Here is a 26,438-nt window from a genome sequence, read left to right on the forward strand (position 1 = left end):
GGATATGCTAAGAGTAGGTGTGATTATGGGCGGAATATCGTCCGAATATGAGGTGTCGCTGAAGACCGGCAGGGAGATGCTTAAGGCGCTTGATCCGGCAAAATACACAGGAATCCCGGTACACATTACCTCGCGTAAAGAGCTGCTGGAAGGGACGGCCGGACTGGACTTCGCTCTGCTCGCTCTGCATGGGGCCTATGGGGAAGATGGGACGGTGCAGGGAGCACTGGAGACGCTCGGAATTCCGTATTCCGGGAGCGGGGTGCTCGCAAGCAGCTTGTGTATGGATAAAGGGCTGGCCAAGACGATCATCCGCAGCAAAAGCCTCCCCACACCCGACTGGCTGTGCTGGGACAGCATGGATGACTATGCCCCGGAAGCCGTGGAACGGCTCGTCTATCCGGTGATGGTGAAGCCGAATTCCGGCGGGTCCAGCATCGGCATGACTAAGGTGAATCATCCGCAGGAGCTGCGGGTGGCGGTTGACAAAGCTTTTGCCAGTGCGGATGGAGGCGCGGTGCTGATTGAACACTACATCCAGGGACAGGAGATTACCTGCTCCATCCTGGGGGGAGAGATGCTGCCGGTCATCGGGATTCAATCGCTGGGTGCAGACTGGTTCGATTATGAGGCCAAATACGAGCAGGGCGGAGCAGAGGAGCGGATTATACGGCTGCCGGATGCGTTGCAGGAACAGGTGCGGACGGCGGCGTTAACCTGCTACCGGTCGCTCAAATGCGCAGTGTATGCACGGGTGGATATGCTGCTGAAGGATGGTATTCCTTATGTGCTGGAGGTGAATACATTGCCAGGAATGACGGCAACCAGCCTGTTACCCCAGAGTGCAGCGGCAGCCGGGATGGACTTCAGCAGCCTGCTGGAAGAGATCATTACCGGATCGCTGCGTGAGCGCGGGGGGCTGCAAGGCACATTTGACGAGGGAGCGCGGACGGCTGTGGAGTCAGGAATGGAGCCGAAGTGGCAAGTCAAGGTAACGCAGGAAGCCGCTTATTCCAATCATACCCATAATACCAATCATGTCCCCCAAGCGTCTCAAGCCCAGCCTGTAGAATCTGGAGGTGTCAAGCTATGAGCACTATGAGAAGGAATAAGGTTGACTTGCCTGAAAATAGAAGTAGCAGCCCTGTTCACAGCCAACTCATCAATCCGCGTTTACAGGAGATTCCGCCTTCGGGAATCCGGGCCTTTTTTGATCTGGCTGCGGGTAACAACGATATTATCTCGCTGGGAGTAGGCGAGCCGGACTTCGCAACACCCGAGCAGGTAAGAGCTGCTTGCATCCGTGCGCTCGACCGCGGGGAGACCGGGTACACCTCTAACAGCGGACTGCCGGAGCTGCGGGAAGAAATTTCCGGCTATTTGGAGGCGGGCTTCGGATTGCGTTATGATCCTGCGGATGAAATTCTGGTTACGGTGGGGAGCAGTGAAGCGTTGGATCTGGCACTGCGGGCTTTCATGGCTCCCGGGGATGAGATTCTGATTCCTTCTCCGGGTTATGTCGCCTACGCGCCTATTGCCCATCTGAACGGCGGGACACTGGCACCGGTGGAGACAACGGCGGAGGAAGGCTTCAAGCTTACAGCAGCAGCCTTGCGTCGAGCGATTACTTCACGTTCCAAGCTGCTGATGGTGAATTTTCCAAGCAATCCTACGGGAGCGGTTATGACTTACGAGGACTGGCTGCCGGTTGCTGAAGTGGTGAAGGAGCATGGCTTGATCGTTATTTCCGATGAGATCTATGCCGAGCTGACTTACGACAGCAAGCATGTGAGCATCGCTTCCCTGCCCGGGATGCAGGAGCGGACGGTGGTGATCAGCGGGTTCTCGAAGGCTTTTGCCATGACGGGCTGGCGGGTAGGCTATGCCTGCGGGAACCGCGAGCTGCTCTCGGCCATGCTGAAGATTCATCAATACACTGCCATGTGCGCACCGCTGCCGGGGCAGATTGCTGCGGTCGAAGCGCTGCGCAGTGCGCTCCCGGATATGGAGCGGATGAAAGCATGCTTCAAAGAACGCCGCTCGCTGATCGTGGAGGGCCTGCGGGCCGCCGGATTGTCCTGCCATATGCCGCAGGGGGCCTTCTATGCTTTCGCTTCGATCAGCCGCACCGGGCTCGGGTCAGAAGAGTTCGCCATGCGCCTGCTGCAGGAGGCAGGGGTTGCCGTGGTGCCGGGTCATGTGTTCGGAACTGGAGGGGAAGGATACATCCGCTGCTCCTACGCCGCTTCTACGGCGAAACTGACCGAAGCGCTGGAACGGCTGGAAGGCTTCATGAGAGTTAAAAATCTAATTGTAAGTTGATTTCATATCCCCTATAATCCTAACAGGAAGAAATAGGGAGATTGTAACAGCACTCCGGCCCGTCGCCGGATCAGGAAGCCCCCTTCTTCATATGGAGGGGGCTTTTGGGTTGCAGTAGGGGAAAGCTGGTACTGAAGGACGGAGGCCGGCTGGCAGAGACGCTGTTGGCTGTAAACTATGTAATTGTGGCAGGATGTAGGCTGGTGGGAGGAATAAGAGTGAGAAATCCCTTTGGTTGTGGTGGAAGTAAGCGGGTGAATGAGGTGAGAGGGAGAAAATCCTTTGATTCTACAGTGCTGTGAGGCACAAGTGCACCTGATTTCGGCGAAACGGGGCTAGGAGGTTAAATGAGGGGTATTAGTGCACCCGATTTCGGCGAAACGAGGCTTGACGGTCGAATGAGGGGCATTAGTGCACTTGATTCTGGCGGAATGGGGGTAAGCGGTTGAATGAGGAGCATTAGTGCACTTGATTTCGGTAAAATGAGGCTCGATGGTTAAATGAGGGGCATTAGTGCACCTGATTTTAGCTAACTTGACCTACCACACCTTGCACCATTCCGCCACCCCCGCACCTTGCAACTTTTACACAGTATGTTTATACAATGCACCAACTCTACAGCAGTATTTGACTAAATTTATCCTTCTAATACAGGCAGACTTAGACTCTTCTTTTGCTAATGAGCGGCATCGCCTGCAATACTTGCAAATTTAAGCTTCAATGAATGTTAAACAATTTCAACGTGATCTGATCAGCAGACACAGATGTATTCTTGCAACGGGAGTCCGCTTTCGCACTAACTAATAGGAGGCATTATTAATGATCTCAGCCATTCAAGACGTAACCGGACGGATTGCTCCGCCTGACGAAAAAGCTACACTCCGCGCGGTGCTCCGCCTGAACAGTCTGACCAAGCCGCCCGGAAGCCTCGGGCGGCTGGAGGCGCTGGCTGTACGGCTGGCCGGAATCTCCAAAGTAGAGCAGCCCTGCTACAGCAAACGAACGGTAGTGGTTATGGCCGCAGACCATGGGGTCTGCTGTGAAGGGGTCAGTGCTTTTCCGCAGGAGGTGACCATGCAGATGGCCTATAACTTCCTAAGTGGCGGGGCAGCTGTGAATGTTTTGGCCCGTCAAGGCGGTGCTGAGGTACAATTCGTGGATATCGGGATCAACGGCGACATCGACCACCCGCAGCTGATTAACCGCAAGGTCCGCCGGGGCACAGACAATATGGCAGCAGGTCCGGCGATGAGCCGGGAGGATGCGCTGCGCGCGATTCTGGCCGGAGTTCATGTGGCGCAGGAGGCGGTGAAGAACGGCACGGAGATTTTTATTACCGGGGAGATGGGCATCGGGAATACGACAGCCAGTGCGGCGGTCTTGTGTGCACTTGAAGGTATTCCGGCAGAGACGGCGGCAGGACGCGGGACAGGCATTAACGATGAGCGGCTCCAGCACAAAATCTCGGTAATTGAACGTGCCCTCCAGGTAAATAACCCCGACCCCGCTGATCCGGTTGATGTGCTCGCCAAGGTCGGGGGGCTTGAGATTGCCGGGCTGGCCGGGCTGATTCTCGGAGCGGCAGCCCTGCGGATTCCGGTCATTCTGGACGGCTTCATCTCGGGGGCGGCAGCCCTGATTGCCCGGGCACTGGCGCCGGAATCTACAGCTTATATGATCGCTTCCCATGTCTCTGGTGAGCAGGGGCATAAGCTGATGCTGGACCGCCTCGGTCTGGAAGCGCTGATTGATATGGGCCTGCGGCTGGGCGAAGGCACCGGGGGGGCGCTATGTCTTCATTTCATCGAAGCGGTCTGCCGGATTATGCGTGAGATGGCGACCTTCGAGAGTGCGGGCGTCTCCGGCTCGGAGAGCGTATGAGCATTCTGGTCACGGGCGGGGCACGCAGCGGTAAAAGCGGCTTCGCCGAGCGTCTGACTCGCAAGCTGGCTGACTCGCAGCGGGCGGTCTATGTGGCAACCGGACAGGCTTTTGATGCGGAGATGGAGGCGCGGATTGCATTGCACCGGCAACAGCGGCAGGCGGACGGCTTCCAGTGGGAGACGTTGGAGGAGCCGCTTAAGCTCGCAGCGCTGCTGGAGCAGCTCTCCGGCAGCGGCCAGACTGTGCTGGTGGACTGCCTGACGCTCTGGCTGTCGAATCAGCTGCTGGCTGTGGAGGAGAAGAGCGGCAGGAAGGAATTGGTAGAGGCTGCAATTGCGGAACTGGAGCAAACCGTCTCGGGCTTCGAGGGCACGCTGATTCTGGTTACGAATGAAGTGGGCGACGGCATTGTGCCGGAATATGCGCTGGGGCGGCTGTACCGTGATCTGGCCGGAAGAATGAACGCCAGGCTGGCTTCCCGGTGCGGGCAGGTCTTTCTCGTGACTGCCGGAATCCCGATTGAGCTGAGAAGCCGGGAGTATCTCCTGTGAGTGCGCGGGGAAATGCCGCGGCTGCGTTTCAGTTCCTGACGCGGTTTCCGGTCCGCACCAAGGGAGACTTCTCGCCGGAGCTGCTGCGCGCGAGCGTGGCCTATTATCCGCTCGTCGGGGCAGCCATCGGCCTTAGCACCGCACTCTGCGCCGCCGCAGCAGGCTGGCTGCTGCCCGCCTGGCCTGCCGCTGTCGTCACCCTCATCCTGTGGGTAGGGCTGACGGGCGGTCTTCACCTGGACGGCTGGATGGACAGCGCCGATGCGCTGCTCAGCTATCGCTCCAGGGAGCGGATGCTGGAGATCATGAAGGACAGCCGTGTTGGCGCTATGGGCGTGCTGGCCTGCGTGCTGCTCCTGCTGCTAAAGGCCTCGCTGCTGGCGGCATGGCTCGAAGGCGGCAGCTTCAGCCTGCTGCCGCTGCTCCTGCTGCCGCCGGTCTGGGGCCGCTGGTACATGGTGCGGGCGATGGCCCGCTATCCCCTGGCCCGCGGCAATGAAGGGCTGGCCGCCACCTTCGGCGGGCTGCCTACCCGGCAGGAGCGGCGCGCGGGTCTTAGCGCCGCACTGCTGACGCTGGCCGCTGCCGCCGCGCCTCTGGCGCTGGGCGCGGGCAGCGGGGCCTGGCCGCTGCTGGCGGCTGCGGCCATCCTGGCTCCGCTGGCTGCGGCGGCCTGCGGCAGGCTCGCGGCGCGGCGGATCAACAGCCGGCTCGGCGGGCTCACCGGCGACGTCTACGGCGCGCTGGGCGAGCTGCTGGAGACGGTGGTCCTGCTTGTGCTGGTACTGGCTCAGCACAACCTGCCTTAGCGGGCCGCGCGGCAACTGCCCGCATCCGCGTCCGTCTGAATTGTGCGCCGTACCTACACAGTATTTATGCGCCGCTTCGCGCCGCGCCCGTAGCGAACAATCAGTGATACATGTATTCTGTGCAACTAAAAACATTGAAACGGCATGCTTTCTTCTTGTAACTGTAGTCTGTACAACTAAATATGTCTGAATGGGCGAAAATCCAGATATAGTAGAGATTTAATTGCACGAAATACAGCTAAACGGAGATTCGGCGGCAGACCAGGCGATTTAGTTGTACAAACTGCAATTAAGCCCCCCTGCACCCTAACCGGGGCACGGTGAACTCTCGGCCAGCGATAAGTTAAAGCGGTGCTCACAAGTATAGGTCAGATGATTACTAATGCATAATCTGATTTACACTAGCGGGTAGGCATGATGAAGCTTGAAGGACTAGAAGTGAAGTCACTGGGACAAATGTATGCGAAAAACAACATACAATCTGCAGGTAGGGGTGTGTGTGGCTCGAATGTATGCGAAAAACAACATACAATTTGCAGGTAGGGGTGTTTGTGGCTCGAATGTATGCTGAAAACAACATACAATTTGCAGGTATGGGTGTTTGTGACTCGAATGTATGTTGAAAACAACATACAATGTGTAGGTAGAGGTGTACGGGGCCTAAATGTATGCGGAAATCCGAACACAATGTGCTGGCGCGAAGGTAAGGGGCCCTATGTATGCGGAAAACCGAACACGATAGCAGGTGCTGTACCAGTGGTCCTCGTTGCGCCGTCCAGCCCAGGTGCACCGCTTCGTCCGGCGCAAGAACTGACCGCGCCGTCCAGCCCATGTGCACCGTTTTGCCCGGCGCAAGAACCGACCGCGCCGTCCAGCTGCGCGAGCCCTACACCATACACCGCACCACTCGGCAACCAACAGCTGCCGCCGCCAAGCGCCGGCAGCAGCAAGAAAGCGAGGAAGATGAACATGGAAGATACAGCCGCACACACAGGTGCAGCCCGGGCAGCGGAAGCCGGTCAACGGCGGTCCGGCGCTGTGCTGATGATCCAGGGGACGGCCTCCGATGTCGGCAAGAGCCTGGTCACCGCCGCCATCGGGCGGATTATGACCCGGGACGGCTACCGGACCGCACCGTTCAAGTCGCAGAATATGGCGCTGAATTCCTATGTCACAGCGGACGGCAAGGAAATCGGCCGTGCCCAGGGGATGCAGGCGGAAGCCTTTGGCATTACGGCTACCAGCGATATGAATCCGATTCTGCTGAAGCCTTCCGGTGAGATGAGTGCGCAGATTGTCGTGCACGGGGTGCCGCATGCCGCGCTCAGCGCGAGGGAATACCGCGAGAAGTTCCTTCCCGAAGCTAAGGACACTGTAATGGATGCGCTCGGACGGCTGCGGGAGGCCTATGATATCGTGCTGATGGAAGGCGCGGGCAGTCCGGCAGAGATCAATCTCAAGAGCCGGGATATCGTCAATATGAATCTGGCCGGATGGGCGGATTCGCCTGTGCTGCTGGTCGCCGACATTGACCGGGGCGGGGTCTTCGCCTTCATTGTCGGTACACTGGAGCTGCTGGAGCCGCATGAACGCGCCCGGGTTAAGGGCTTCATCATCAATAAATTCCGCGGGGATGTCTCCCTGCTGCAGCCCGGACTGGACTGGCTGGAGGAGCGCACAGGCATCCCGGTACTCGGGGTGCTGCCGTTCCTGCCGCAGCTGCGGATTGAGGCGGAGGATTCCGTAGTACTGGAAGGAACGTCAGGCCGCCAGCGGGAGGAGTCCGCGAAGGAGCTAGATATCGCGGTCATCCGCTATCCGCGGATCTCCAACTTCACCGACTTCGATCCGCTGGAGGAGGAGCCGGATGCTGCCGTACGTTATGTGCAGTCGGCAGATGAGCTTGGAACACCGGATGTCATTATCCTGCCGGGCACCAAGAACACCGCTGCTGACCTGCAATATCTGCGCGAGCAGGGGTTCCCGGCTGCAATCGAGCGTGCGCTGGAGCGGGGAACACGGCAGCTTGCCGGAATCTGCGGCGGGTATCAGATGCTGGGCTTGAAGCTGCTTGATCCCCATGCCGTAGAGAGTGCGGAGCCGGGGGAGAGCGAGGGGCTGGGCTATCTGCCGCTCTCCACAGCTTTTCTCCAGCACAAGACTACGGTGCGGGTGAGCGGCAGGCTGGCTGCGGATCACCCTCTCTGCTTAGGCGACGCAGCCACGGGCGTAACACCGGAAGCATTGCCTGTTGCCGGTTATGAGATACATATGGGAACAACCACGAACCACGATCCGTCTTCGGTTCTTAGTCTGTTTACACTGGGCGGACCGGAAGGGCAGGCAGTGCAAGAGGGCTGGGGGACACGGGACGGCAGAGTTTGGGGCAGTTATCTGCATGGGCTGTTCCATAATGATGCTCTGCGCCGGAGCTGGCTGAACGGACTGCGCATTTCCAAGGGATTGGCACCACTGACCGCTACTTTCTCGGCTGCTGCACTCCGTGAGCAGGAATTCGACCGGCTGGCAGATGCCGTAGAGTCCCATTTGAATATGGCTGCCGTATATGCAATTATGGGTCTGCCGGGAGGGGGAGAATAGCGATGCTGCTTGCCGTGCTGCTATTTGTCGTAGCTGGTCTCGCTGAGATCGGCGGCGGGTATCTCGTCTGGCTCTGGCTGCGGGAATCGCGCCCGTTATGGTATGGGTTGGCAGGCTCGGTTATCCTAATCGCCTATGGTATAATCCCGACCCTGCAGAAGTTCCCTTCGTTTGGCCGGGTATACGCCGCTTATGGCGGAGTATTCGTCGTGCTGGCTGTCCTGTGGGGCTGGCTGGTGGACCGCAAGACACCGGATCTCTACGATTGGATCGGAGCCGGCATCTGCGTCATCGGGGTATCTGTCATTTTATGGGCGCCAAGGCACTGAGCAACAACCGTCACTTTTCATAAAAAAAGCAGTTGCAAAGGCGGCGTCGCCTCGGGAACTGCTTTTTCTATTAGTTAGTTTAACTGATTAGCTTCCAGCACCCTCAAATCTTAAACTGCTGAGCAGCCTTCTGCAGCTTCACGGCCTGCTGGTACAGATGCTCCACAGTCTGGGCGTGGCCCTCCAGCTCCTCATGCTGGCGGGCCGAGTTGTCGGCAAGTGTGTCTGCGTTCTGCTGCGATTTGGCGGTAATCTGCGCCGTTTCTTCTACAGAGGCACTGACTTCCTCGGTGCCTGCCGAGATCTGCTGAGTGGCGGCAGAGACGGACTGGATGCTGTGATTGATGCTCTGAATGAGGATCAGCAGGTGGTTGAAGGCATTGCCGGCTTCGGTCACCTTATTCATCCCGGAAGCCACCTCAGCGTTGACATGGTTCATTTCGGATACGGACTGGTTCATATCCTGCTGCAGACTCAGCAGGAATTCGCGGATCTGTTCATTGGATTCCTTGGACTGCTCGGAGAGCTTGCGCACTTCCCCGGCAACGACAGCGAATCCGCGGCCATGTTCCCCGGCACGTGCGGCTTCAATGGAAGCATTCAGCGACAGCATCTGAATCTGCTTGGTAATCTCGGTAATCCCTTGCACGACCTCACCAATCATCAGCGAGCGTTCGTTCATCAGGCGGAACTGCTCCAGCGATTGTACGGAGGCCTGCTCTACCTGGCGCATCTGCTCCACTGCACTCTGGGCAATATCGTTGCCGCTCTGGGCTTCGGTGGAAGCCTCGCTGATCTGCTCGGTGACCTCACCGGCGGCGGAGGCAATATGCTGGATGCCCATATTGATCTCATCCATCGCGCGGGAATTATCCATCGCGCTGCTGGCAATCATGGTGCTGCCCTTGCCGATCTCCTCCACAGAGGCCGCTGAATGTTCAGCCATCTCATTAAGGATCTGGACACGCGTCTTCAGATCATTGGAATCAGCCACTACGGTCCCGGAGGTATCCAGCACATGTCCGATCATCTCCTTCAGACGTTCACTCATGATGCGGAAGCTCTCGGAGAGCTGTCCGACTTCATCCGTACCCCCCAGGGTCAGCGCTTCGGTGAAGTCGCCGCTTGCCAGCTTGTTGCTGTAGGCAGCAAGCTTAGTGATCGGGCGGGTAATTCTGCGGCTCATGAAGCCTGCGGCAGTGACCCCTACCAGCAGTGCCAGCAGGGTAATTCCTGCGCTTGTCCACAGGATGCTGCTCATCTTGTCTTTGACGAAGTCCATATCTGCGCTTGCAGCTACAATCATGGTCGTTCCGGGAACGCCGACATAGGCACTTTTATGTATACCATGGCTATCACTATACATCTCACTAAGTCCATTTTTTCCTTTGGAGGCTTGCTCCATGGCAGGAGATACTTCTATTACTTCATCCGGTTTGAGCTTGGCACCATGATCTGCGGTCAGGACAGTGGCCTGGCCATCCTTCAGATTGATGAGGAAGATAGTATCCACATCCAGCTTTTTACGCTTATCCTCCAGGTAGAATTCGACATTGGTCCTGGCCTGCTCATTTTTGTTCAGGGTCTGCTGCGCACTGGTTGCATTCAGGTTCTTATAGGCATCCTGGGCGGCGGCACTCAGAGACTTGTCGATCTGCGGAATGACATAGCTGTTAATGGTCCCGATAGATATAAGGTAGAAGCTGATACTCAACGTAAGAGAAGTGAGTAGCAGAACGACGAACAGCAACAGCGTAAACTTGCGGCTAATTGATTTTTTGAAGCCAAACATGGCATTCGCTCCTTTTTACGTGAAATGCATCTTAATCTCCATATTCTATAGAATTAACCTCCGGTTGAATAGTGAAAAATTGCTATATGCTGCATTATTTTCAGAAAATCCTGAATATTTAACGACTCTATCACTATTTCGGCAAAAAGAAGCAAGGAATTGCTGCTTTTCTGAAAATTTAAAATTTCATAGCATGTTAGCTTTGTATGTGATAGAGTAATTATGTTTTGTTTCTTAACCACTGTGATCCGCGGTTCGTAACCATCCCGCGTAACCAAAACTAGGAGGAATACCAGGCATTATGTTTAACTTGTTGTGGGGCGTTTGTTTCGTTGTCGTTAATTTTGTGTTTTTTCTGCTGTGCTACCGCTTATTCGGTAAAAAAGGGCTCTACGCCTGGGTCGGCATGGCGACCGTAGTCGCTAATATCCAGGTGGCCAAGACCATTGCAATGCCGTTCGATATCGTGATGACGCTGGGTAATACGATGTATGTCACGCTCTATATGACCAGTGACCTGCTCAATGAGCGGTACGGGCGGGCTGAAGCGCGGAGTGCTGTGTGGTTCGGCTTCTTCACGCTGCTGATGACGACCGTCATTATGCAGATGGTGCTGGTGTTCAAGCCGCAGGAGACGGACATTGCCCAATCCGCGCTGCAGACGATATTCGGCCTGATGCCGAGACTGGCGCTGGGCAGTCTGACCGCTTATTTTATCAGCCAGTTCCTGGATGTACGGCTCTACGCCTGGATCCGGAAGTATTACGGCAGCTCTAAGCAGCTATGGATCCGCTCGAATGGCAGCACGATGATCAGCTCCTTTGTCGATACGCTGATCTTCTGTACGATTGCTTTTGCCGGAACCTATGACATGAAGGTGTGGACCGAGATTCTGCTGACCACCTACCTGTCCAAGTTCATCCTCACGGCCGCCGGCACACCGGTGCTGTATCTGGGCCGTTCCTTCAAATTCGCCGAAGATGAGCAGAAGCCTGTTATCCGGGAGTAAGCCTCCCGACGATTAAAGCCCCAGCCCCCGGAGATCCGGGAGTCTGGGGCTTTTGTGTGCCGTGATGTATGGCGGACTCGCGCGCTAACTTGAAGCTTCCTGAACGCTCAGCAGAATTACAGGTTAAGCACTGTCCATTCTTTGGGAAAGCTGGTCAGCGTCTGCGGACCTTCGGCGGTGACCAGCACATCATCTTCAATGCGCACACCGCCGAGACCCGGCACATAAATTCCCGGCTCTACGGTGAAGACGTTGCCGTTCTGGATAATATCCGTATTCAGCCCGTGCAGCGAAGGGTACTCATGGGTGTCCATGCCCAGTCCGTGTCCGACACGGTGCATGAAGTACTCCCCGTAACCTGCGGCTTCAATCACATCACGTGCGGCCTTGTCGACAGAACCGAAGGACGCTCCGGCTACGGCGGCGGCAATGCCTGCTTCATTGGCGGCAAGCACAGCACTATATATATCACGCAGTCTGCTGTCCGTTTCTCCCACCGCGAAGGTGCGGGTGATATCGGAAGCGTAGCCTCCGGCATACACACCGAGGTCGAACATTAGCAGGTCGCCCGGCTGAATCAGGCGTTCGCCTGGTACACCGTGCGGAAGGGCCGTATTCGGGCCGGACAGCACCATCGTATCGAAGGAGGGGCCGGAGGCGCCGACTTTTTTCATCAGATACTCCAGCTCCGCTACCAGTTCAATCTCGCTGACTCCGGCTTTGACATGTGCCAGGCCTTGGCGGAGAACCTCCTCCACCAGCTCGGCGGCATGCTTCATGATACGTACTTCCTCCGGGGTCTTGACCGCGCGCATCGCCCGGAGCAAATGGCCGATATCCTGGTAGGAACCGGCGGCGACCGCTTCTGCGAGGAGCTCATACCGGCTGACGGAGAAGTGTTCCTTCTCAATGCCGATACTGCCCGGATTAACACTGCCGAAGCGTGACTTCAGCAGAGCGTAAGGGTTGTCCGTGTCGTTGTGTGTCAGAATCGTCTTCACCGAGGAGGCGGCATGCGCGGCTTCGGCATCCAGCGCCGGAACGATCAGCACCGGTTCTTCGCCCCGGATCAGCAGCAGGCCGAGAAAACGTTCATGCGGGTTGCTGGCAAAGCCCGTCAAATAGTACACATGCTTAGGATCGGTTACGAGCAGGGCATCCAGGCTTGCGGCTGTCATGTCCTGCTCCAGTTGTTGCAGAGCTGCATTCATTTCAATAGTTCCCCTTTCATCTACACGCTTGAACAGCAATGTTTCCATTATAATTCATAAAAATGGATGCTGCACCTCCCGTTATCACTGTAGCCTCAGTCGTTTGAGGAATAGAAGCATAGGGTAATAGTTGCCACAATCAGGATCTGATAATACCTGAAGGAGGTTAGGGATATGACTGGATCAAAAATTAGGTTGCTCTCTCGTGCAATTCTGCTACGTGTAACACTGGTCTTGCTGATGACTTTGCTGTCAGCCTGCAGCTCCGCTGCACAGGAGGATAAGCTGCAGGGCAATGGAGAAGAAGGCCGTCCGCCGGCTAACGCTCAGCCAGACGAAGCTCCGGGTGCCTCCCCGGGTTTCCCCTATACTGCAGAGACGCTGGCCAGCGGGCTGGAGGTTCCCTGGGAGATGGCATTTGCGCCGGACGGACGGATTTTCATTACAGAGCGCACCGGCAGCCTGCGTGTCATAGAGAACGGCAAGCTGCGCGATGCTCCGCTCCTGAAGCTCTCTGATCCTTTGGTCAGCAAGGGAGAAGGCGGGCTCTTGGGCCTTGCGCTTGATGCTGATTTTGAGCAGAACGGACGGGCTTATGTCTATCACACCTACCGCACCGAAGAGGGAGAAACGGCCAACCGGGTATTGCAGCTTCAGATTGGAAGCAGCGCAGCAGAGATCAGCGGGGTTCTGCTGGATCATATACCGGGGGACACCAATCATAACGGCGGGCGGATCAAGATCGGTCCGGACGGGAATTTGTACATCACCACAGGTGACCGCTATGAGCCGGAGCTGGCGCAGGACAATAATAGCCTGGGCGGCAAAATCCTGCGGATTACGCCCCGCGGCTCCATCCCCGAAGACAACCCGTGGCCCGGATCGCCGGTCTATAGCATGGGCCACCGCAATGCCCAGGGTCTGGCCTGGCAGCCGGAGAGCGGGGCGCTCTACAGCTCCGAGCATGGCCAGTCCAGTCACGATGAGCTGAATCTCATCGAGGCCGGAGCCAATTATGGCTGGCCGCTGATCGAAGGCGATGAGACTGAAGCCAGCCAGCCTGAACTTGTGACTCCGCTGGTTCACAGCGGGAAGGAGACCTGGGCTCCGTCAGGAATGACCTTCATTACGCAGGGACCTTGGGCCGGTGAGCTGCTGGTTGCCAGTCTGGCGGGACAGCAGCTTCTAAGGGTCTCGCTGCCGCCTGCGGGCGGAGCGCCTTCAATGACCAGCCTGTTCAAGGACAAGTACGGGCGAATCCGCAATGTGGCGGAAGGGCCGGATGGCACACTGTACCTGATGACCAACAACCGCGACGGCAGAGGCGACCCGCAGGAGCAGGATGATCAGCTGATTGCGCTGCGTCCGGACTGGAAGTGAAGAATTGGCGGGTCTTTGACTATGTTAACCCTCTGAAATGATGTAACATGAGCTTAGCGCATATACTCGGATATGGAGTAAGGCTAGGCCAGTGCTTAAGCTGTGCCGGCCGGCGAGGAAGGGGAGAATGTCCATGCAAGGCAAAACCGTGCTGATCACCGGTGCGAACTCCGGGATGGGGCTGGCCACAACCGTAGAAATGGCCCGCAGGGGAGCAACTGTCATTATGGCCTGCCGCAGCCTTAAGCGGGGAGAAGAGGCACTTGCCGAAGCAGTGCGGCAGAGCGGCTCCAGCCAGATCCGGCTGATGCTGTGCGATCTGGCTTCCTTCGATAGCATTCGCGCTTTTGCCGGGGAGTTCACTGCCGAATATCCGGTACTGGATGTTCTGATCAATAATGCAGGGGTGGTAGCACTGAAGCGTGAGCTGACAGCGGATGGCTACGAGCTGGATCTGGGCGTGAATCATCTGGGTCATTTCCTGCTGACCCATCTGCTGCTGGAGCGGCTCAAGGCCGCAGAGCAGGGGCGGATTGTAGTGGTAGCCTCGGGTGCCTATAAGATCGGCAAGCTCTATCTTGAGGATCATACGTTGTCGCGCGGCTTCAATCCGGCCAAGGCATACGGCCGCTCCAAGCTGGCGAATATTCTGTTCACCCGCGAGCTGGCGGAACGCTTGAAGGGAACGCAGGTGACGGTGAACAGCCTGCATCCGGGTGCAGTAGGAACGAGCATCGGCGTGAACCGGGAGACGGGCTTCGGACGCCGGGTTCTGAAGCTGATGTCCTACTTCTTCCTCACTCCAGAGCAGGGGGCGGATACAGCCATCTATCTGGCAACTGCGCCGGAGCTGGACGGGGTAAGCGGGCAATATTATTACCGCCGCAAGATCAAGGAACTGACGCCACGGGCGGAAGATACACAAGCAGCCGCAAGATTATGGAAGTGGAGTCTGGAGCAGACGGGGCTTGAGTAGAGCTGCTGCGTAATAAGACCGGCTTGGAGTATAATTACTGTACGTATGCTTATACCACAATTAGGAGGAAATAGAGCATGGAATGGCAGGCTTATACCATAGAGGATGCACGAATTGAGGATTTGGGAGCGATTGTGGAGATCTATAATTCGACGGTTGCCGGAAGAGTGGTAACTGCGGATCTTGAACCGGTTAGCGTGGAAGAGCGGGTGGGATGGTTCCATGAGCATAGCAGCCATCACCGGCCGCTGTGGGTACTGAGACAGGGCAGCGAGATCGCAGCCTGGTTCAGCTTCCAGTCATTCTACGGACGTCCGGCTTATAATGGAACAGCAGAGATTAGCGTCTATGTAAATGAGAAATTCCGCGGCAGCGGTGCAGGAAGCATTCTGCTCGCCAAGGCAGTGGAGGAATGTCCGCGCCTTGGGCTGCAGAATCTGGTCGGGTTCGTATTCGGCCATAATGAGCCCAGCCTCGGACTGCTGCGGAAGTTCGGCTTCAAGGAATGGGGGCTGCTGCCTGGAGTCGCGGTGCTTGACGGCATCCCGCGCGATCTGGTCATCATTGGCCGCAAGCTGTAAATGTATAAATAGACAGGCCTTTATTGGGGTTGAGGAGGAGCGCTGAAGGCGGAACGGCATTCCTCTTCCGTAATCCATGATTCCGACCAGACCTGAAGATCGCGGATGACGGATTCCAGCGCCCGGCCTTTGCCTGTAAGCGAATACTGGATGCGGACGGGGGTCTCCGGGAACACCTCGCGCAGCACGATGCCTTCCTGCTCCAGCTCCTTCAGCCGTTCAGACAGCAGTCTGCCGCTGACAGGCAGCGAAGACTCGATTTCCCCGAAGCGCTGGGGCCCCTGGAGCAGCTGATAGATGATTAAGCCCGTCCAGCGTCTGCCGATAATATCCATGCTTTTTTGTAATCTTGGACATAACTCTGTGGATTTCATTAGGCTCACCTCTTACTGTACATTATAAACGAATTTCCCTGTACCTAAAACAAATTTGAAGGATTATAGATGCATGAAAGGATGATTCCCATGGCAAAAAAGAAGAAGAATACACCGGCCCCGCGCCCTGCGGCAACGGATGCTCCGGCAACCTTGAAGGATATGCTCAGCGGCGAGGTGCTGGAGAAGCTAAAGGCGCAGTCCGATGCGCTCAAAGCAGAGGAGCGGGACAAGAAGGAGGCTGTCCTAAAGGCAGCGGAGGATAAGCGGAAGGCGGAGCAGAAGCGGCTGGAAAACGATTTCGGCCACCTGCTGGAGAACAGTAATCAGGACTGGTCCAAATTTAAGTAAAATAATTCTTTACCAGAATAAGGGTTGACAATCTGCTGCAAGGCCATATATTATTGGGTTTATCATTTAGAGAAGGGAGGCTGACGGGTCATGATTGGAACAAATGAACGGAACAGACAGCAGGATCACCTGACAACCGCATATGTACGATCTGATCTCATCGCCTTCGTCCGGAAGACATAATGCGCAGGGTATTGCTGCTGATGTCTGAACTGAATACGGGTGTGCTTTGAACGGGTGCAAGCTTCAACGGGAAGCTGCACTTAGCGCGCCGGGAGCCGCATGATCAGAACTGGTCTGCGGCTCTTTTTTGTGTACCTGGAAACTCGAAATCTGCATAACCCCTATGGAACCAAACCAGAAACCCAACCTGAGAGGAAATGAAAATAGATATGAACAGCATGAAGCAACAAGCGGAGGAAATTTCCCGCTATAAACATGAGGTGGCCCTTCCGGGCGGCGACCTCAAAATCTACGCCAGTGAGCAATTATTCGGCACGCTGGATTACAAGGTCCTGGAGATGGCTAACAATAATCTGCAGATACCCGGCATCGAATATATGAGCTATACCCCGGATGTGCATGTAGGCGTCGGAACCTGCATCGGTACAACCGCAGTCTGGGATTCCGGATCAGGCTATGTGTCGCCGTCCATTGTGGGCAGCGATATCGGCTGCGGGATGCGCGTGCATCTGACCAACCTGCATATGGATGATCTGCGTGAAGTGAAGCTGCGCCGCAAGCTGGTCCGCGCCATTGAGAAATATCTGCCGATGGAGGCCCAGCAGCGTGGCCACTACAGTGATATCCGGCTGGAGAATATCGTACGCAAGGGCCTGCACGGCCTGCCGAACAAATATATCCCGGACAGCTACACGCCGAAGAAATCAAGTGCGCTGTCCCACGTGGAGATCAGCAAGCTCGGCTTCGATGAAGAGATTCTGAATGAGCTGCCGGACATGGCTTGGCACCGGGGACACCGCCAGCTCGGAACCCTTGGCGGGGGCAACCATTTCGTGGAGATTCAGGCGATTGAGATCGCAGAGGAGCAGCGGGAAGTAGCCGAAGCCTGGGGGCTGAAGGACGGACAGATTGCCGTGATGATCCACTCCGGCTCACGGGCCTGGGGCGGTATGGTCAATCAGTTCTGCACTCCGGCGTTCGCCAAGGTCATGGGCCAGCTGGGGCTGGGCAGCGCCGACCCGCGTCTGATTTTTGCGCCTCTGGCACACCCGCAGGCTCAGCGCTATGTTAATCTGATGTACTCAGCACTGAACTATGCGGTGGTGAACCGCCACCTGATCGCTTATGGAGTCCGTGAGGGCTTCCGGGACGTCTTCGGCACGAAGTGCGAGCTGCGTACCCTTTACGATCTGATGCACAATTACGCCTGGGAAGAGAAAACTTCCTCAGGCAGCAAGTTCGTCCACCGCAAAGGAGCCACCCGCGCTCTGCCTGCGGAGCATGCGGATAATCCGCGCCCATATGCAGCGACTGGACATCCGGCGCTGATTCCCGGCTCGATGGGCACCTCATCCTATATCATGGTCGGCCAGACCGGCGGGGAAGAGAATTATTATTCCATCTGCCACGGTGCAGGACGTATCCGCTCCCGCTCGGCCACCAAGCGGCTGGTGAGTGTCCAGGAGTTCTCCCGGTCGATGAAGGTGGGGACGGAAGATGAGATTGTCGTGAACCAGCATTCCCTGGAATCTATTATTGACGAATCTCCCCAAGCCTATAAGAATGTAGATGAGATCATAGAAAGCGTTACGGGCGCCGGCCTGGCTGCCGTGGTGGCCAAATGCAAGCCGCTCGCAGCGATAAAGGGGACGAAATAAGGATGGAGCAGGAGAACAAGAAACCGGCTGTAATCTATGAATATGATGAAGAAAGAGCCGGAATTATCAAAGGCTACGATGTTTACGCCCGTCTGGTGGACGGCATCCTTGAAGCTCTCTATACCCGGTACGGTGTCCGTTATGAGCTGTATGCCAGTGATGATCCCAACAGTGAGTACTGGAAGCTGCTGGAGAACGATGTGCAGAGCGGGAATGCCGGTGTGGAGCATGTAGCGCGGATTTTTGACCGGCTGGAGGACCGGACCTTCGTGTTCGATGATGAGAAGGAGCAGCCGGAGTATCATATCCATCTGTCGGTCCGTAATAATGTGCTCGCTTATCCGGCGATGGGCATTGCGCTGGCGCGGGTTCCGGTGTTTCAGGAGAACGGGATTAACTTTCAGGATTATGTGTTTGCCGCATCAGATCAGCAATTGCAGTTCTTCCTTGGCAATGTGCGCAAGCGTCAGCGGGAGCAGAATATCAACAAGGTGACGGTGTTCACTGACCGGCGCAACGGGATTTCCCGTGAGGATGAGCCGATTACGCGTGCGGTTAGGCGTGAAGAGGTGATTTTGGATGCCGGTATCAAAAAAGAGATCTACCGCTCGCTCGACCAGTTCTTCGATAGCGACCGCAGCTTCTATGTCACCTACGATATCCCGTACAAGCGGGGGATTCTGCTCTACGGGCATCCGGGCAACGGCAAGACCACTCTGGTCAAATCCATTGCCGGAAGCGTGCCGGGGCCAGTGCTCTATTGGCAGATTACGGAGTATACGAGCAGCGAATCGGTGAATGAGGTGTTCGAGGCTGCGGCGCGGCTGGCGCCGATGGTACTGGTGATTGAGGATATTGACTCCATGCCGCAGGAGGTCCGCTCCTTCTTCCTCAACACGCTGGACGGGGCGACCTCCAAGGAAGGAATCTTCCTGATCGGCACGACTAATTACCCGGATAAAATCGACCCGGGTCTCATGAACCGCGCCGGGCGCTTCGACCGGGCCTATGAGATCAAAATGCCAAGCGAGGCGTTGCGCCTTGAATATCTGCAGCTGCGCGGCTTCTCCGCCTTCGCAGGTGAGGAAGGCACGGCTGCCGCTGCGCGCCTGACCGGGGATTTCTCCCTGACTCAGCTCGGCGAGCTGTATGTCAGTGCTGCACTGGAATGGCATGAGAACGGCACGGCGGATGTGGAGCTCCTTGTGCGCGGCATGCGCGGCGAGCTGGACAAGGGCCGCAAACGGGAATGGATGAAGGATGCTTCGTCCAGCATCGGCTTTTATTGAGCCGCCGGGGAACTGTGGCGGAATAGCAAGTACTTGAGGGAGCCGTGAGGCTCCCTTTTGTTCGTAATGTTCAGGAAATGATGACGGGGAGGTGCTTTGGCCGAATGTATGTTGAAAACAACATACAATGTGCTTGGACGCAGGCATGTGGCCAAAATGTATGTGGAAAACAGTATACATTGTGCTGGCACGTAGACATATGGCCCAAATGTATGTTGAAAACAACATACATTGTGCTCGCACGCAGGCATATGGCCCGAATGTATGCGGAAAACAACATACATTGTGCTGGTGCTAAGGTAATTACATATGGTTTCACATCTTAGGACGAACTTGTTTAGGTTCCAAAGTATGAAAGAAATTTCCTGCAAAAGTGTAACTTTTCGCGTGCTCATACGTGGATGGAGTAAGGGGGGAGGAGATGGAGCCGAATTCGCTGGATGAACTATATGAGCTGTACGTGGCCGATATCTACCGCTATCTGCGCTCCCTCTGCCAGGATCATCATGCGGCTGAAGATTTGATGCAGGATACCTTTTACCGTGCATATCTGTATCTGGAGGATTGCCGGGAGGAGCGGATTAAGCCGTGGCTGTTCAGGGTGGCCTACAACGCCTTCATTGATTATACGCGCAAGGAGAAGCGGAGTGTGGCGAAGGAAGGCGCTTATTTCAGCAGCCTGCCCCACCCGGAGACGACGGAAGGCACTCTGCTGAAACAGGAACGCTGGGAGGAAGCGGCGCGGGCGCTCAGCCTGTTGCCGGAAGGGCAGCGCCATGCGCTGCTGCTGCATGATGTTCATGGACTGACCTACAAGGAAGCTGCTGTCATTATGGATGTGGGCCTTTCCCAATACAAGATACTGGTGTTCCGCGCCAGACAGAAGCTGCGCGAAGCGGAGCGGAGGAGGAATGAGCATGAGTGAGGAGTTCAAAGCGAAGCTGCGCCAATACAGCGAGGGTACACTCCCGGAGGAAGAGCGTGAGGAGCTGGAGCGTGAGCTGGCGAAGCTTGAAGCGTATCAGCTGTATCTGGAGGAGCAGATGGAGCAGGAGGAGCAGAACAAGCAACAGGAGCAGGCAAACGGGCCGTGGAAATGGATGGACCGGACAGGGGGAGCAGCCTCCGGGATGCCGCAGGACAAGAAGAAAAAGAAGCGAGAGAAGAAAATTATCCGCCGCGGCAAATGGAAAGCACGAATCACCAACACGTTTACTGTATTTTCGGCGTTCCTGATCTTTACGGTCATCAGCAGCATCATTACAACAGTCTTCTACAACACCGGCGACCGCATGGATACCTACCGTGATGTGGTGTCATCAACGATTGCCGTTACCCGCCCTAACACCACGGTGCATCTGTCAGCGGATGTGCGTTATTTTTTCCGGATGGAGTTATCCGGGAATCTGCTGAAGAAGGTGGGCAGCGAAAGTATTCAGGTCGGTAATTATACACAGAAGTTTCTTCTGGGGCTGGACAATATTGGTGAGTTTAATTGGATGGATGAGCGGAACGGGTCTGGAAAAGTGTTCTATTATCCGTCAACAGAGGGGACTGCCGGGAGCGGGGATGACAATGACCAGTGGAAGAGGCTTGCGAAGCTGCCTGAAGGTACGGTTGCCGAGGCGTATCTGTCGCTGGACCGTCTGTACACGACAGATGAGCTGCTGAAGCAGCTGGAACCGCTGAATCTTCAGCCGGTCTGGTTCGGGGCGGATGCCGGACCTTCGACGAGGGAGAACGATGTGGTCGTACACCCGCTTGGCTTCCCATATAATCCTATCTGGCATAAGGATGATATGAAGAGAACCGCAGTCACCAAAGAGAAAACAGGCTGGTTCAGCTCTGTATCCACCTACGGCAGCGTGTCGCCTTCCGTCGAGGCATACGGGAGCGGTGAACTGCGTGATGCGAATTTCATCAAGACACTTAGACTGCTGCAGGAGCATCCGGGGCTTACCAGGTCAGCGGCGTATATCAATCAGTTAGACACCTCCGTGGCCTATCTGGAGCAGAACGGGGTGAAGCTCTATGGGGCCGTTGTCACCGGACCGGTCAAGGAACTGCTGAAGCTGCGCGAGGCTTCATGGGTGAGCCACCTCCAGGTGGGGGAAGTGCGGCTGTGGAACTGGACGGAGTGAGGATTGCAATACAGGATAATGTCCAAGAGCCGCAGTTTACAGCGCTCCCCGGCAAGCTACAAGTCAGCATCAGATGGCGGTGACCTGTAGCTTCAACTTATGCTTTTGGCATAGGGCGTAGAATTCGCCAGAGATGATAGGCTGCATCACGTAAACGTGTGCCAGCAAGAAAAATTCCCGCCCGGCAATCTGCCCGGAATCCAGAACGAGCCTGGAGATCACCTTAACGGGCTTGCGCTGCGGCTGATGCACAGAAGCGGCGATGACCGCCTTGCGTCCGTATTCCGACCGTTCGTAATCGAAGCCGTCCACCCGGTCCGGCAGATGCGCGATCCAGTAGGTCCGTTCCACCGGGAGGCCATTATGGTAGCGGACTACGGCGGGGATAAACTGCACGCTTGTGGGGACTTGCTCCAGCAGCGCTTTGAATGCGTCCGATACCACCCTTGTGCCCGTGACCGTCTCGAAATAGTCCACTTTCAAGCTGCGGACTGATGACATAAGCCCGACTTCAGCTTTTGTATCGCGGGGCAATGGACCGTCCACAGCCATATAATTGGTGTCCAGTTCAGGCGTAAAGGTTGTGCCGCCGCTGATAAATCCGCTGCGGGGATATTGCGATTCGAGCAAATAGTAGTCCATACGCACTATCGCTCCTTTCTGAAGTAAAGGCATATCCATTCATTATAAGGTTCGCAAATGCAGAAGAAAAGCGCCTTACCCGGCAAGGCGAAGCGGCGGCGGAAGCCGGGCCTTCCGCTTGCAATCCCTCTTCAGGGCATCGTACAATGATAGAACGTAAACTTGGATTTGAACATAACAATGGCTGGGAACCGCAGATTACCGCGCTTCTTAGCCATTTTGAATAAGGAGGAGAAGGCAGATGAAGATTGGAGTTGTGTCGGATACCCATCTCTCAAGCAGGGCCAAGGGCTTGCCGTCCGTGCTTATGGAAGAATTCCGCCAGGTGGATATCATTCTGCATTTGGGAGACTGGGTGTCGCCGGAGATTTATGACATGCTGGCCGAGCTTGCTCCGGTAGAGGGAATTGCCGGGAACAACGATGGATATGAGATCATTGAGCTTTTCGGCGAGAGCAAGATCCTTACGCTGGAAGGCATGCGCATCGGAATGATTCACGGACATGCACCGTATTCCCGCAAGGGAACGGATGGGAATGCGCTGCTGGCCTTTGAAGGCCAGGATGTGGACTGCATCCTCTTCGGCCATTCCCATCAGCCGCTGATGCGCCGGGAGAATGGGATTCTGTTGTTCAATCCGGGCTCGCCTACGGACAAACGCCGGGAGAAGCAGTATTCGTTCGGTCTGATGGATATTGAGGATGGTACCATTACCGCCCGTCATGTTTTTTACGATTCCAGGGAATAAGGGGGCGTACCTTTGCTGAACTTTCGCTTTGAACGGGCGGGTCTTGAGGATGTGGAGGAGCTTGCACCGGTTTTTGATGAATACCGCAGCTTTTACGGCCAAGCCGCCGACCTGGAAGCTGCCCGTGAGTTCCTGACGGCAAGACTGCAGCATGAGGAATCGGTTGTCTTCATGGCGGTCGCCGGTGAGGGTGAAGACAGGCAGGTTCATGGATTGGCGCAGTTATATCCTTCGTTCTCTTCCGTTACGCTCCAGCCGGTATGGATTCTGAATGATCTGTTCGTGACGCAGGAGCAGCGGGGACAGGGACTGGGCTCATTGCTGCTTGAAGGCGTGAAGGGCTTCGCCCAGGGGACAGGAGCCAAAGGGCTGACGCTGTCCACCATGATGGACAACACAGACGCCCAGCGTTTATATGAAGCCCATGGATACGTGCGGGACGAGAGCTTTTTCTATTATTATTTATATTTCTAAGGCAGGGTTAGGAGAGTTAGTGTGACGGAGACAAACGGTAAGCTGGCTGTGTTTTTTGATCTGGATGATACGCTGTATGACCACCTGGTTCCCTTCCGGGAAGCCGTACGTGAGGTGCTGGACCCTGAGGAGGACAAGCTGGATTACGCAGAGCTGTTCTACACGGTAAGACATCATAGTGATTTGCTGTGGCCGAAGTATCTGCGCGGGGAGATGGAGCTGGAGGAGACGAGGGTGATGCGGCTGGAGCTGGCTTTTGCCGAATTTGGCATGCCGCTCTCCCGGGAGCAGGCGGTGCAGATACAGGCCTCCTATATTGCCCGTCAGTATACGATTGAGATGATCGAAGGCGTAGCGGAGCAGCTGCAGCGGTTCATTAGCCAAGGCCACCCGGTAGGCATTATCACGAACGGCCCGCAGGAGCACCAGATGGGCAAGCTGCGCGGGCTGGGCATCGACCGGATCATTCCGCCGGAGATGATCTTCATCTCGGATGCGGTTGGTCTGGCGAAGCCGGACCCGGCCATCTTCGTCCATGTCAATAAGATGACGGGAACCACACCGGAGAATAGCCTCTATGTCGGCGATACCTGGGCGAATGATGTCGTAGGTGCGCTTGCCGCCGGCTGGAAGGTCTGCTGGTATAATCCGCGCGGGCGGCAGCCTGGCACGGACCATACGCCGAGCTATATTTTTACGAGTTATAAGGAGTTCAGTGAGCTGCCGCTGGTGTGAGAATTGAGTGATTACAAGGCGCATTCAATCCTACAACAAAAGGTGCCCTCCATTATGGAAGGCACCTTTTAGTTTTTGTCTAGGAAATCATGCGAAAAACCGAAAATAATGGGTGCTGCTGCACCGAGGAAGGGGCCCCGTGCTTCACAGTCAGTAACAGCAATAGAGAAATCCTGCAAGAATTGCAATAATACTGCCCCATAGAAACGGCTGATGCTGAAATCCTGCACGAAATGCAACAAATCCAGCGTTAACTTGCTCTAACTACCGAAATTTGTGCAAATAATGCAACATTGTACTTCAGCCAGTAATAGGTATAGAGGAATCCTGCAATATGTGCAACAATTCTCTATACTGCGTCCGGTGAGAGAAGGCATCAGCATCCTACACCCGTTAGGGAGATTTTGTACTTCTTGCACAGTCAGCACCAAACGCTGCGAACCTGTTAATTAGCGAAGCTATAAGTCGGATCGGTCAGATTCAGCCGTTTTTTCAGCTCAGAGGTGGCATAGATCTTGTTATCGTCCGTAATGAAGAAGGCCTCAACCTTCTCCGGCAGCGCTTCGAGATACTTCATGCCTTCTTCCAGGCCCATGAGGAACACACCGGTGGAAAGAGCGTCCGCATCTGTCGCATTGGGGCTCATGATAGTGATACTCTTCAGCCCGTTCTGGGAAGGGAAGCCCGTGCGGGGGTCGAGGATATGGTGGTAACGCACCCCGTCCTGCATGAAGAAGCGCTCATACACCCCGGAAGCATCAATGACCTCATCGGTAATTTTAATCGTGCCGAGCTGGGTGCCCCGGCTCTGATCGGGGTCTTGCAGGCCGATATTCCACTGGGAACCATTGGGCTTATTGCCAAGGGCGATAATGCTGCTGCCCCCGAGATTAATCATCGCGCTGTTCAGGCCCTGAGCCTTGAGATAGTCGGCGATCCGGTCAGCCGCATAGCCCTTACCGATTCCGCCCATGTCCAGCACCATGCCTTCTTTGGCTAACTTCACCGTCTTCGCGGCTTCATCTACGATAACATCCTTATAGTTGGTCAAGCTGCGCGCCTTGTCAATCGCTGCCTGGTCCGGCACGCGCTCTCCGCCTTCGCCGATGGCCCAGAGGTCGACCAGCGGCCCGATGGTCGGATCGTACAGCCCGTCCATTTCCTCGGCATATTTGAGGGAAAGCTTCACGATATCCAGCGTTTCGTCAGACACAGCAACAGCTTGCTTACCGGCGGCCTGATTCACTGCGTACAATTCCCCGTTCGTCTTGGTACGGCTGAACTCGATGTCCATCCGTTCCAACATGGCCTGAATATCATCCATGTTCTTCTGCTCTACCGTATCGCCGAACACCTTGATATTCACAACGGTATCATAAATATAAAACGTCTGCTCCAGGGACTTCGTATCGCCGGTTCCAGTAGCTGCAGGACTGTCTTCACTTTTGTTGTTGCCTACTGTAAGCCAGATTAACACAGCCGCAGCGATAACAACGACGAGCGCGGCCAGAATTACAACGGTTTTTTTGTTCTTAGATGTTTTTTTGATTTCAGACATATTCCACCATCCATACAATTAGTTTCGTGGTTGCATCTTTACTATCATACCCCAGAAAGAACGGCAATGGATACTCATTTGGTGACATTTTGTCCGAAAGCGCGGCTTGCCGAAGGGGAAGGCTTGTGATATTTTCAAAATATAAAGTAAAGGAGCATGACCCATGTCTATTGACCGTAAAGCGTTAATCCTGCAGGCAGCAACCCTGTCCTTTGTACAATTTGGCTACAAGGCTACAACGATGGATCAGGTATCCAGAATCGCCAATGTGGGCAAGGGCACGATTTATACCTTTTTCAAAACCAAGGAAGAACTGTTCGAGGAAATTCTGGACAAGGCCACCTCTGAATTAACATCGGTGATGAGCCGTGTGGCTGCGCAACAAACGACCTTCGTGCATAAGCTGCTCAATCTGCTGGACTCTATTCTGGAATTCCGCCTGGACCATGAGCTGTTCGTGAAGCTGGCCCAGGAGGTGCGTGACATCGGTACAGCCCAGGCGCTCGAAGGAGTGAAGCGGATGGAGGGCTACGCGCTGGACTTCTTGCAGCAGCAGATCGAGGCGGCAATCGGGAGCGGAGAAGTGAAGCCGTGCGATGCCAGTGTGGCGGCGTTTATGATTCTGCGGATGTATCTGGCGCTGACCACGGAATGGAACAAATCCCATGAGCCGCTGGATCAGGACAAAATCAAAGAGCATATGATTTTGTTCATCTCCACCGGAATGCTGCAATAGAGGCAGACTAGCGAATTGTTGTAATAGCTAAACAGAGCTTCAGATTGTACGTTGAGCTGTGCCGTCACCACGGGCTATAATGATAGCGTGAATGTAGACGATTA

26 protein-coding genes are annotated in these 26,438 nt (G+C 55.6%); 20 read left to right on the top strand and 6 right to left on the bottom strand.

What is annotated here, in order from left to right; all coding sequences use genetic code 11:
• Nucleotides 1–4 precede the first annotated feature (4 nt).
• From NST04_RS29450 to cobS, 5 genes are all read left to right on the top strand, one after another.
• Nucleotides 5–1,093, top strand: a complete 1,089-nt coding sequence (locus tag NST04_RS29450; RefSeq protein WP_341187417.1) for a D-alanine--D-alanine ligase — start codon at nucleotides 5–7, stop codon at nucleotides 1,091–1,093.
• Between the two features lie 5 nt (nucleotides 1,094–1,098).
• Nucleotides 1,099–2,322: a pyridoxal phosphate-dependent aminotransferase gene (locus NST04_RS29455; RefSeq protein ID WP_341188082.1), complete on the top strand. Its 1,224-nt coding sequence runs from the start codon at nucleotides 1,099–1,101 to the stop codon at nucleotides 2,320–2,322.
• A gap of 819 nt (nucleotides 2,323–3,141) precedes the next feature.
• Nucleotides 3,142–4,203, top strand: coding sequence for a nicotinate-nucleotide--dimethylbenzimidazole phosphoribosyltransferase (gene cobT / locus NST04_RS29460; RefSeq protein ID WP_341187418.1), 1,062 nt, complete (start codon nucleotides 3,142–3,144; stop codon nucleotides 4,201–4,203).
• A complete protein-coding gene (gene cobU, locus NST04_RS29465; RefSeq protein WP_341187419.1) occupies nucleotides 4,200–4,757 on the top strand; it encodes a bifunctional adenosylcobinamide kinase/adenosylcobinamide-phosphate guanylyltransferase in 558 nt (185 codons plus the stop codon). Before cobT ends, cobU begins: the two co-directional genes overlap by 4 nt.
• On the top strand, nucleotides 4,754–5,566 hold the full coding sequence (gene cobS / locus NST04_RS29470) for an adenosylcobinamide-GDP ribazoletransferase (RefSeq protein WP_341187420.1): 813 nt from the start codon (nucleotides 4,754–4,756) through the stop codon (nucleotides 5,564–5,566). Before cobU ends, cobS begins: the two co-directional genes overlap by 4 nt.
• A gap of 713 nt (nucleotides 5,567–6,279) precedes the next feature.
• On the opposite strand, the gene NST04_RS29475 is transcribed toward cobS, so the two are convergent.
• Complete coding sequence (locus tag NST04_RS29475) at nucleotides 6,280–6,558, bottom strand: hypothetical protein (RefSeq protein WP_341187421.1); 279 nt, start codon at nucleotides 6,556–6,558, stop codon at nucleotides 6,280–6,282.
• Between NST04_RS29475 and NST04_RS29480 the strand changes: the two genes are divergently transcribed.
• Both NST04_RS29480 and NST04_RS29485 read left to right on the top strand, forming a co-directional pair.
• Nucleotides 6,536–8,167, top strand: coding sequence for a cobyric acid synthase (locus tag NST04_RS29480; RefSeq protein ID WP_445667964.1), 1,632 nt, complete (start codon nucleotides 6,536–6,538; stop codon nucleotides 8,165–8,167). The two genes, NST04_RS29475 and NST04_RS29480, sit on opposite strands and share 23 nt — an antisense overlap.
• 2 nt (nucleotides 8,168–8,169) lie before the next feature.
• Entirely contained in the window at nucleotides 8,170–8,496 is a 327-nt protein-coding gene (locus tag NST04_RS29485; protein ID WP_341187422.1) for a YnfA family protein, read from the top strand.
• Between the two features lie 103 nt (nucleotides 8,497–8,599).
• Here the strand turns inward: NST04_RS29485 and NST04_RS29490 are convergent, their stop codons facing one another.
• A complete protein-coding gene (locus NST04_RS29490; RefSeq protein ID WP_341187423.1) occupies nucleotides 8,600–10,288 on the bottom strand; it encodes a methyl-accepting chemotaxis protein in 1,689 nt (562 codons plus the stop codon).
• Nucleotides 10,289–10,589: 301 nt separating this feature from the next.
• Here NST04_RS29490 and NST04_RS29495 point away from each other — a divergent pair, with 301 nt between their 5' ends.
• The gene (locus NST04_RS29495; RefSeq protein WP_341187424.1) at nucleotides 10,590–11,297 is read left to right on the top strand and encodes a queuosine precursor transporter; all 708 of its coding nucleotides are present in this window, start codon (nucleotides 10,590–10,592) and stop codon (nucleotides 11,295–11,297) included.
• A gap of 116 nt (nucleotides 11,298–11,413) precedes the next feature.
• Here the strand turns inward: NST04_RS29495 and NST04_RS29500 are convergent, their stop codons facing one another.
• Nucleotides 11,414–12,508, bottom strand: coding sequence for a M24 family metallopeptidase (locus tag NST04_RS29500; protein ID WP_341188084.1), 1,095 nt, complete (start codon nucleotides 12,506–12,508; stop codon nucleotides 11,414–11,416).
• A gap of 174 nt (nucleotides 12,509–12,682) precedes the next feature.
• Here NST04_RS29500 and NST04_RS29505 point away from each other — a divergent pair, with 174 nt between their 5' ends.
• The 3 genes from NST04_RS29505 to NST04_RS29515 all read left to right on the top strand — a co-directional run bounded on the left by NST04_RS29505 (nucleotide 12,683) and on the right by NST04_RS29515 (nucleotide 15,445).
• The gene (locus tag NST04_RS29505; RefSeq protein ID WP_341187425.1) at nucleotides 12,683–13,888 is read left to right on the top strand and encodes a PQQ-dependent sugar dehydrogenase; all 1,206 of its coding nucleotides are present in this window, start codon (nucleotides 12,683–12,685) and stop codon (nucleotides 13,886–13,888) included.
• A 133-nt stretch (nucleotides 13,889–14,021) separates the two neighbouring features.
• Nucleotides 14,022–14,864, top strand: coding sequence for an SDR family oxidoreductase (locus NST04_RS29510; protein ID WP_341187426.1), 843 nt, complete (start codon nucleotides 14,022–14,024; stop codon nucleotides 14,862–14,864).
• A gap of 77 nt (nucleotides 14,865–14,941) precedes the next feature.
• On the top strand, nucleotides 14,942–15,445 hold the full coding sequence (locus NST04_RS29515; protein ID WP_341187427.1) for a GNAT family N-acetyltransferase: 504 nt from the start codon (nucleotides 14,942–14,944) through the stop codon (nucleotides 15,443–15,445).
• 20 nt (nucleotides 15,446–15,465) lie between these two features.
• Here NST04_RS29515 and NST04_RS29520 read toward each other — a convergent pair whose 3' ends face one another.
• Nucleotides 15,466–15,819: a winged helix-turn-helix transcriptional regulator gene (locus NST04_RS29520; protein ID WP_036727611.1), complete on the bottom strand. Its 354-nt coding sequence runs from the start codon at nucleotides 15,817–15,819 to the stop codon at nucleotides 15,466–15,468.
• Nucleotides 15,820–15,909: 90 nt separating this feature from the next.
• On the opposite strand from NST04_RS29520, the gene NST04_RS29525 reads away from it, so the two are divergent.
• The 5 genes from NST04_RS29525 to NST04_RS29545 all read left to right on the top strand — a co-directional run bounded on the left by NST04_RS29525 (nucleotide 15,910) and on the right by NST04_RS29545 (nucleotide 21,441).
• Nucleotides 15,910–16,170 carry a YqkE family protein gene (locus NST04_RS29525; protein WP_036727612.1) on the top strand — a complete coding sequence of 87 codons (261 nt, stop codon included), beginning with the start codon at nucleotides 15,910–15,912 and terminating at the stop codon, nucleotides 16,168–16,170.
• 401 nt (nucleotides 16,171–16,571) lie between these two features.
• Complete coding sequence (locus tag NST04_RS29530) at nucleotides 16,572–18,011, top strand: RtcB family protein (RefSeq protein ID WP_341187428.1); 1,440 nt, start codon at nucleotides 16,572–16,574, stop codon at nucleotides 18,009–18,011.
• A gap of 2 nt (nucleotides 18,012–18,013) precedes the next feature.
• On the top strand, nucleotides 18,014–19,300 hold the full coding sequence (locus tag NST04_RS29535; RefSeq protein WP_341187429.1) for an ATP-binding protein: 1,287 nt from the start codon (nucleotides 18,014–18,016) through the stop codon (nucleotides 19,298–19,300).
• Nucleotides 19,301–19,721: 421 nt separating this feature from the next.
• A complete protein-coding gene (locus tag NST04_RS29540) occupies nucleotides 19,722–20,225 on the top strand; it encodes a sigma-70 family RNA polymerase sigma factor (RefSeq protein WP_341187430.1) in 504 nt (167 codons plus the stop codon).
• Nucleotides 20,218–21,441, top strand: coding sequence for an anti-sigma factor (locus NST04_RS29545; RefSeq protein WP_341187431.1), 1,224 nt, complete (start codon nucleotides 20,218–20,220; stop codon nucleotides 21,439–21,441). The genes NST04_RS29540 and NST04_RS29545 overlap by 8 nt, the downstream gene beginning before the upstream one ends.
• A gap of 69 nt (nucleotides 21,442–21,510) precedes the next feature.
• Here NST04_RS29545 and NST04_RS29550 read toward each other — a convergent pair whose 3' ends face one another.
• Nucleotides 21,511–22,083, bottom strand: coding sequence for an imm11 family protein (locus NST04_RS29550; protein WP_341187432.1), 573 nt, complete (start codon nucleotides 22,081–22,083; stop codon nucleotides 21,511–21,513).
• 241 nt (nucleotides 22,084–22,324) lie between these two features.
• Between NST04_RS29550 and NST04_RS29555 the strand changes: the two genes are divergently transcribed.
• The 3 genes from NST04_RS29555 to NST04_RS29565 are packed head-to-tail and all read left to right on the top strand — an operon-like array spanning nucleotide 22,325 to nucleotide 24,040.
• Complete coding sequence (locus tag NST04_RS29555) at nucleotides 22,325–22,831, top strand: metallophosphoesterase family protein (RefSeq protein WP_341187433.1); 507 nt, start codon at nucleotides 22,325–22,327, stop codon at nucleotides 22,829–22,831.
• Between the two features lie 12 nt (nucleotides 22,832–22,843).
• Nucleotides 22,844–23,305, top strand: a complete 462-nt coding sequence (locus tag NST04_RS29560) for a GNAT family N-acetyltransferase (RefSeq protein ID WP_341187434.1) — start codon at nucleotides 22,844–22,846, stop codon at nucleotides 23,303–23,305.
• A 21-nt stretch (nucleotides 23,306–23,326) separates the two neighbouring features.
• A complete protein-coding gene (locus NST04_RS29565) occupies nucleotides 23,327–24,040 on the top strand; it encodes an HAD family hydrolase (protein WP_341187435.1) in 714 nt (237 codons plus the stop codon).
• Between the two features lie 445 nt (nucleotides 24,041–24,485).
• Here the strand turns inward: NST04_RS29565 and NST04_RS29570 are convergent, their stop codons facing one another.
• Nucleotides 24,486–25,598 (bottom strand): FAD:protein FMN transferase, encoded by a 1,113-nt coding sequence (locus NST04_RS29570; RefSeq protein WP_341187436.1) that lies wholly within the window; start codon nucleotides 25,596–25,598, stop codon nucleotides 24,486–24,488.
• A gap of 163 nt (nucleotides 25,599–25,761) precedes the next feature.
• Between NST04_RS29570 and NST04_RS29575 the strand changes: the two genes are divergently transcribed.
• Entirely contained in the window at nucleotides 25,762–26,334 is a 573-nt protein-coding gene (locus NST04_RS29575) for a TetR/AcrR family transcriptional regulator (protein WP_341187437.1), read from the top strand.
• Nucleotides 26,335–26,438: the final 104 nt, after the last annotated feature.

The organism is Paenibacillus sp. FSL H7-0756, from assembly GCF_038006765.1.
Classification (GTDB): domain Bacteria; phylum Bacillota; class Bacilli; order Paenibacillales; family Paenibacillaceae; genus Paenibacillus_AQ.

What these genes read in the sequence shown, in the direction of transcription:
- NST04_RS29450 (WP_341187417.1), top strand. Translation starts at nt 5, where the DNA reads ATGCTAAGAGTAGGTGTGATTATGGGCGGAATATCGTCCGAATATGAG.
- NST04_RS29495 (WP_341187424.1), top strand. Translation starts at nt 10,590, where the DNA reads ATGTTTAACTTGTTGTGGGGCGTTTGTTTCGTTGTCGTTAATTTTGTG.
- NST04_RS29485 (WP_341187422.1), top strand. Translation starts at nt 8,170, where the DNA reads ATGCTGCTTGCCGTGCTGCTATTTGTCGTAGCTGGTCTCGCTGAGATC.
- NST04_RS29520 (WP_036727611.1), bottom strand. Translation starts at nt 15,819, where the DNA reads ATGAAATCCACAGAGTTATGTCCAAGATTACAAAAAAGCATGGATATT.
- NST04_RS29570 (WP_341187436.1), bottom strand. Translation starts at nt 25,598, where the DNA reads ATGTCTGAAATCAAAAAAACATCTAAGAACAAAAAAACCGTTGTAATT.
- NST04_RS29540 (WP_341187430.1), top strand. Translation starts at nt 19,722, where the DNA reads ATGGAGCCGAATTCGCTGGATGAACTATATGAGCTGTACGTGGCCGAT.
- NST04_RS29575 (WP_341187437.1), top strand. Translation starts at nt 25,762, where the DNA reads ATGTCTATTGACCGTAAAGCGTTAATCCTGCAGGCAGCAACCCTGTCC.
- NST04_RS29545 (WP_341187431.1), top strand. Translation starts at nt 20,218, where the DNA reads ATGAGTGAGGAGTTCAAAGCGAAGCTGCGCCAATACAGCGAGGGTACA.
- NST04_RS29480 (WP_445667964.1), top strand. Translation starts at nt 6,536, where the DNA reads ATGGAAGATACAGCCGCACACACAGGTGCAGCCCGGGCAGCGGAAGCC.
- cobT (WP_341187418.1), top strand. Translation starts at nt 3,142, where the DNA reads ATGATCTCAGCCATTCAAGACGTAACCGGACGGATTGCTCCGCCTGAC.
- NST04_RS29550 (WP_341187432.1), bottom strand. Translation starts at nt 22,083, where the DNA reads ATGGACTACTATTTGCTCGAATCGCAATATCCCCGCAGCGGATTTATC.
- NST04_RS29490 (WP_341187423.1), bottom strand. Translation starts at nt 10,288, where the DNA reads ATGTTTGGCTTCAAAAAATCAATTAGCCGCAAGTTTACGCTGTTGCTG.
- NST04_RS29505 (WP_341187425.1), top strand. Translation starts at nt 12,683, where the DNA reads ATGACTGGATCAAAAATTAGGTTGCTCTCTCGTGCAATTCTGCTACGT.
- NST04_RS29530 (WP_341187428.1), top strand. Translation starts at nt 16,572, where the DNA reads ATGAAGCAACAAGCGGAGGAAATTTCCCGCTATAAACATGAGGTGGCC.
- NST04_RS29525 (WP_036727612.1), top strand. Translation starts at nt 15,910, where the DNA reads ATGGCAAAAAAGAAGAAGAATACACCGGCCCCGCGCCCTGCGGCAACG.
- NST04_RS29455 (WP_341188082.1), top strand. Translation starts at nt 1,099, where the DNA reads ATGAGAAGGAATAAGGTTGACTTGCCTGAAAATAGAAGTAGCAGCCCT.
- NST04_RS29515 (WP_341187427.1), top strand. Translation starts at nt 14,942, where the DNA reads ATGGAATGGCAGGCTTATACCATAGAGGATGCACGAATTGAGGATTTG.
- NST04_RS29555 (WP_341187433.1), top strand. Translation starts at nt 22,325, where the DNA reads ATGAAGATTGGAGTTGTGTCGGATACCCATCTCTCAAGCAGGGCCAAG.
- NST04_RS29500 (WP_341188084.1), bottom strand. Translation starts at nt 12,508, where the DNA reads ATGAATGCAGCTCTGCAACAACTGGAGCAGGACATGACAGCCGCAAGC.
- cobU (WP_341187419.1), top strand. Translation starts at nt 4,200, where the DNA reads ATGAGCATTCTGGTCACGGGCGGGGCACGCAGCGGTAAAAGCGGCTTC.
- NST04_RS29535 (WP_341187429.1), top strand. Translation starts at nt 18,014, where the DNA reads ATGGAGCAGGAGAACAAGAAACCGGCTGTAATCTATGAATATGATGAA.
- NST04_RS29510 (WP_341187426.1), top strand. Translation starts at nt 14,022, where the DNA reads ATGCAAGGCAAAACCGTGCTGATCACCGGTGCGAACTCCGGGATGGGG.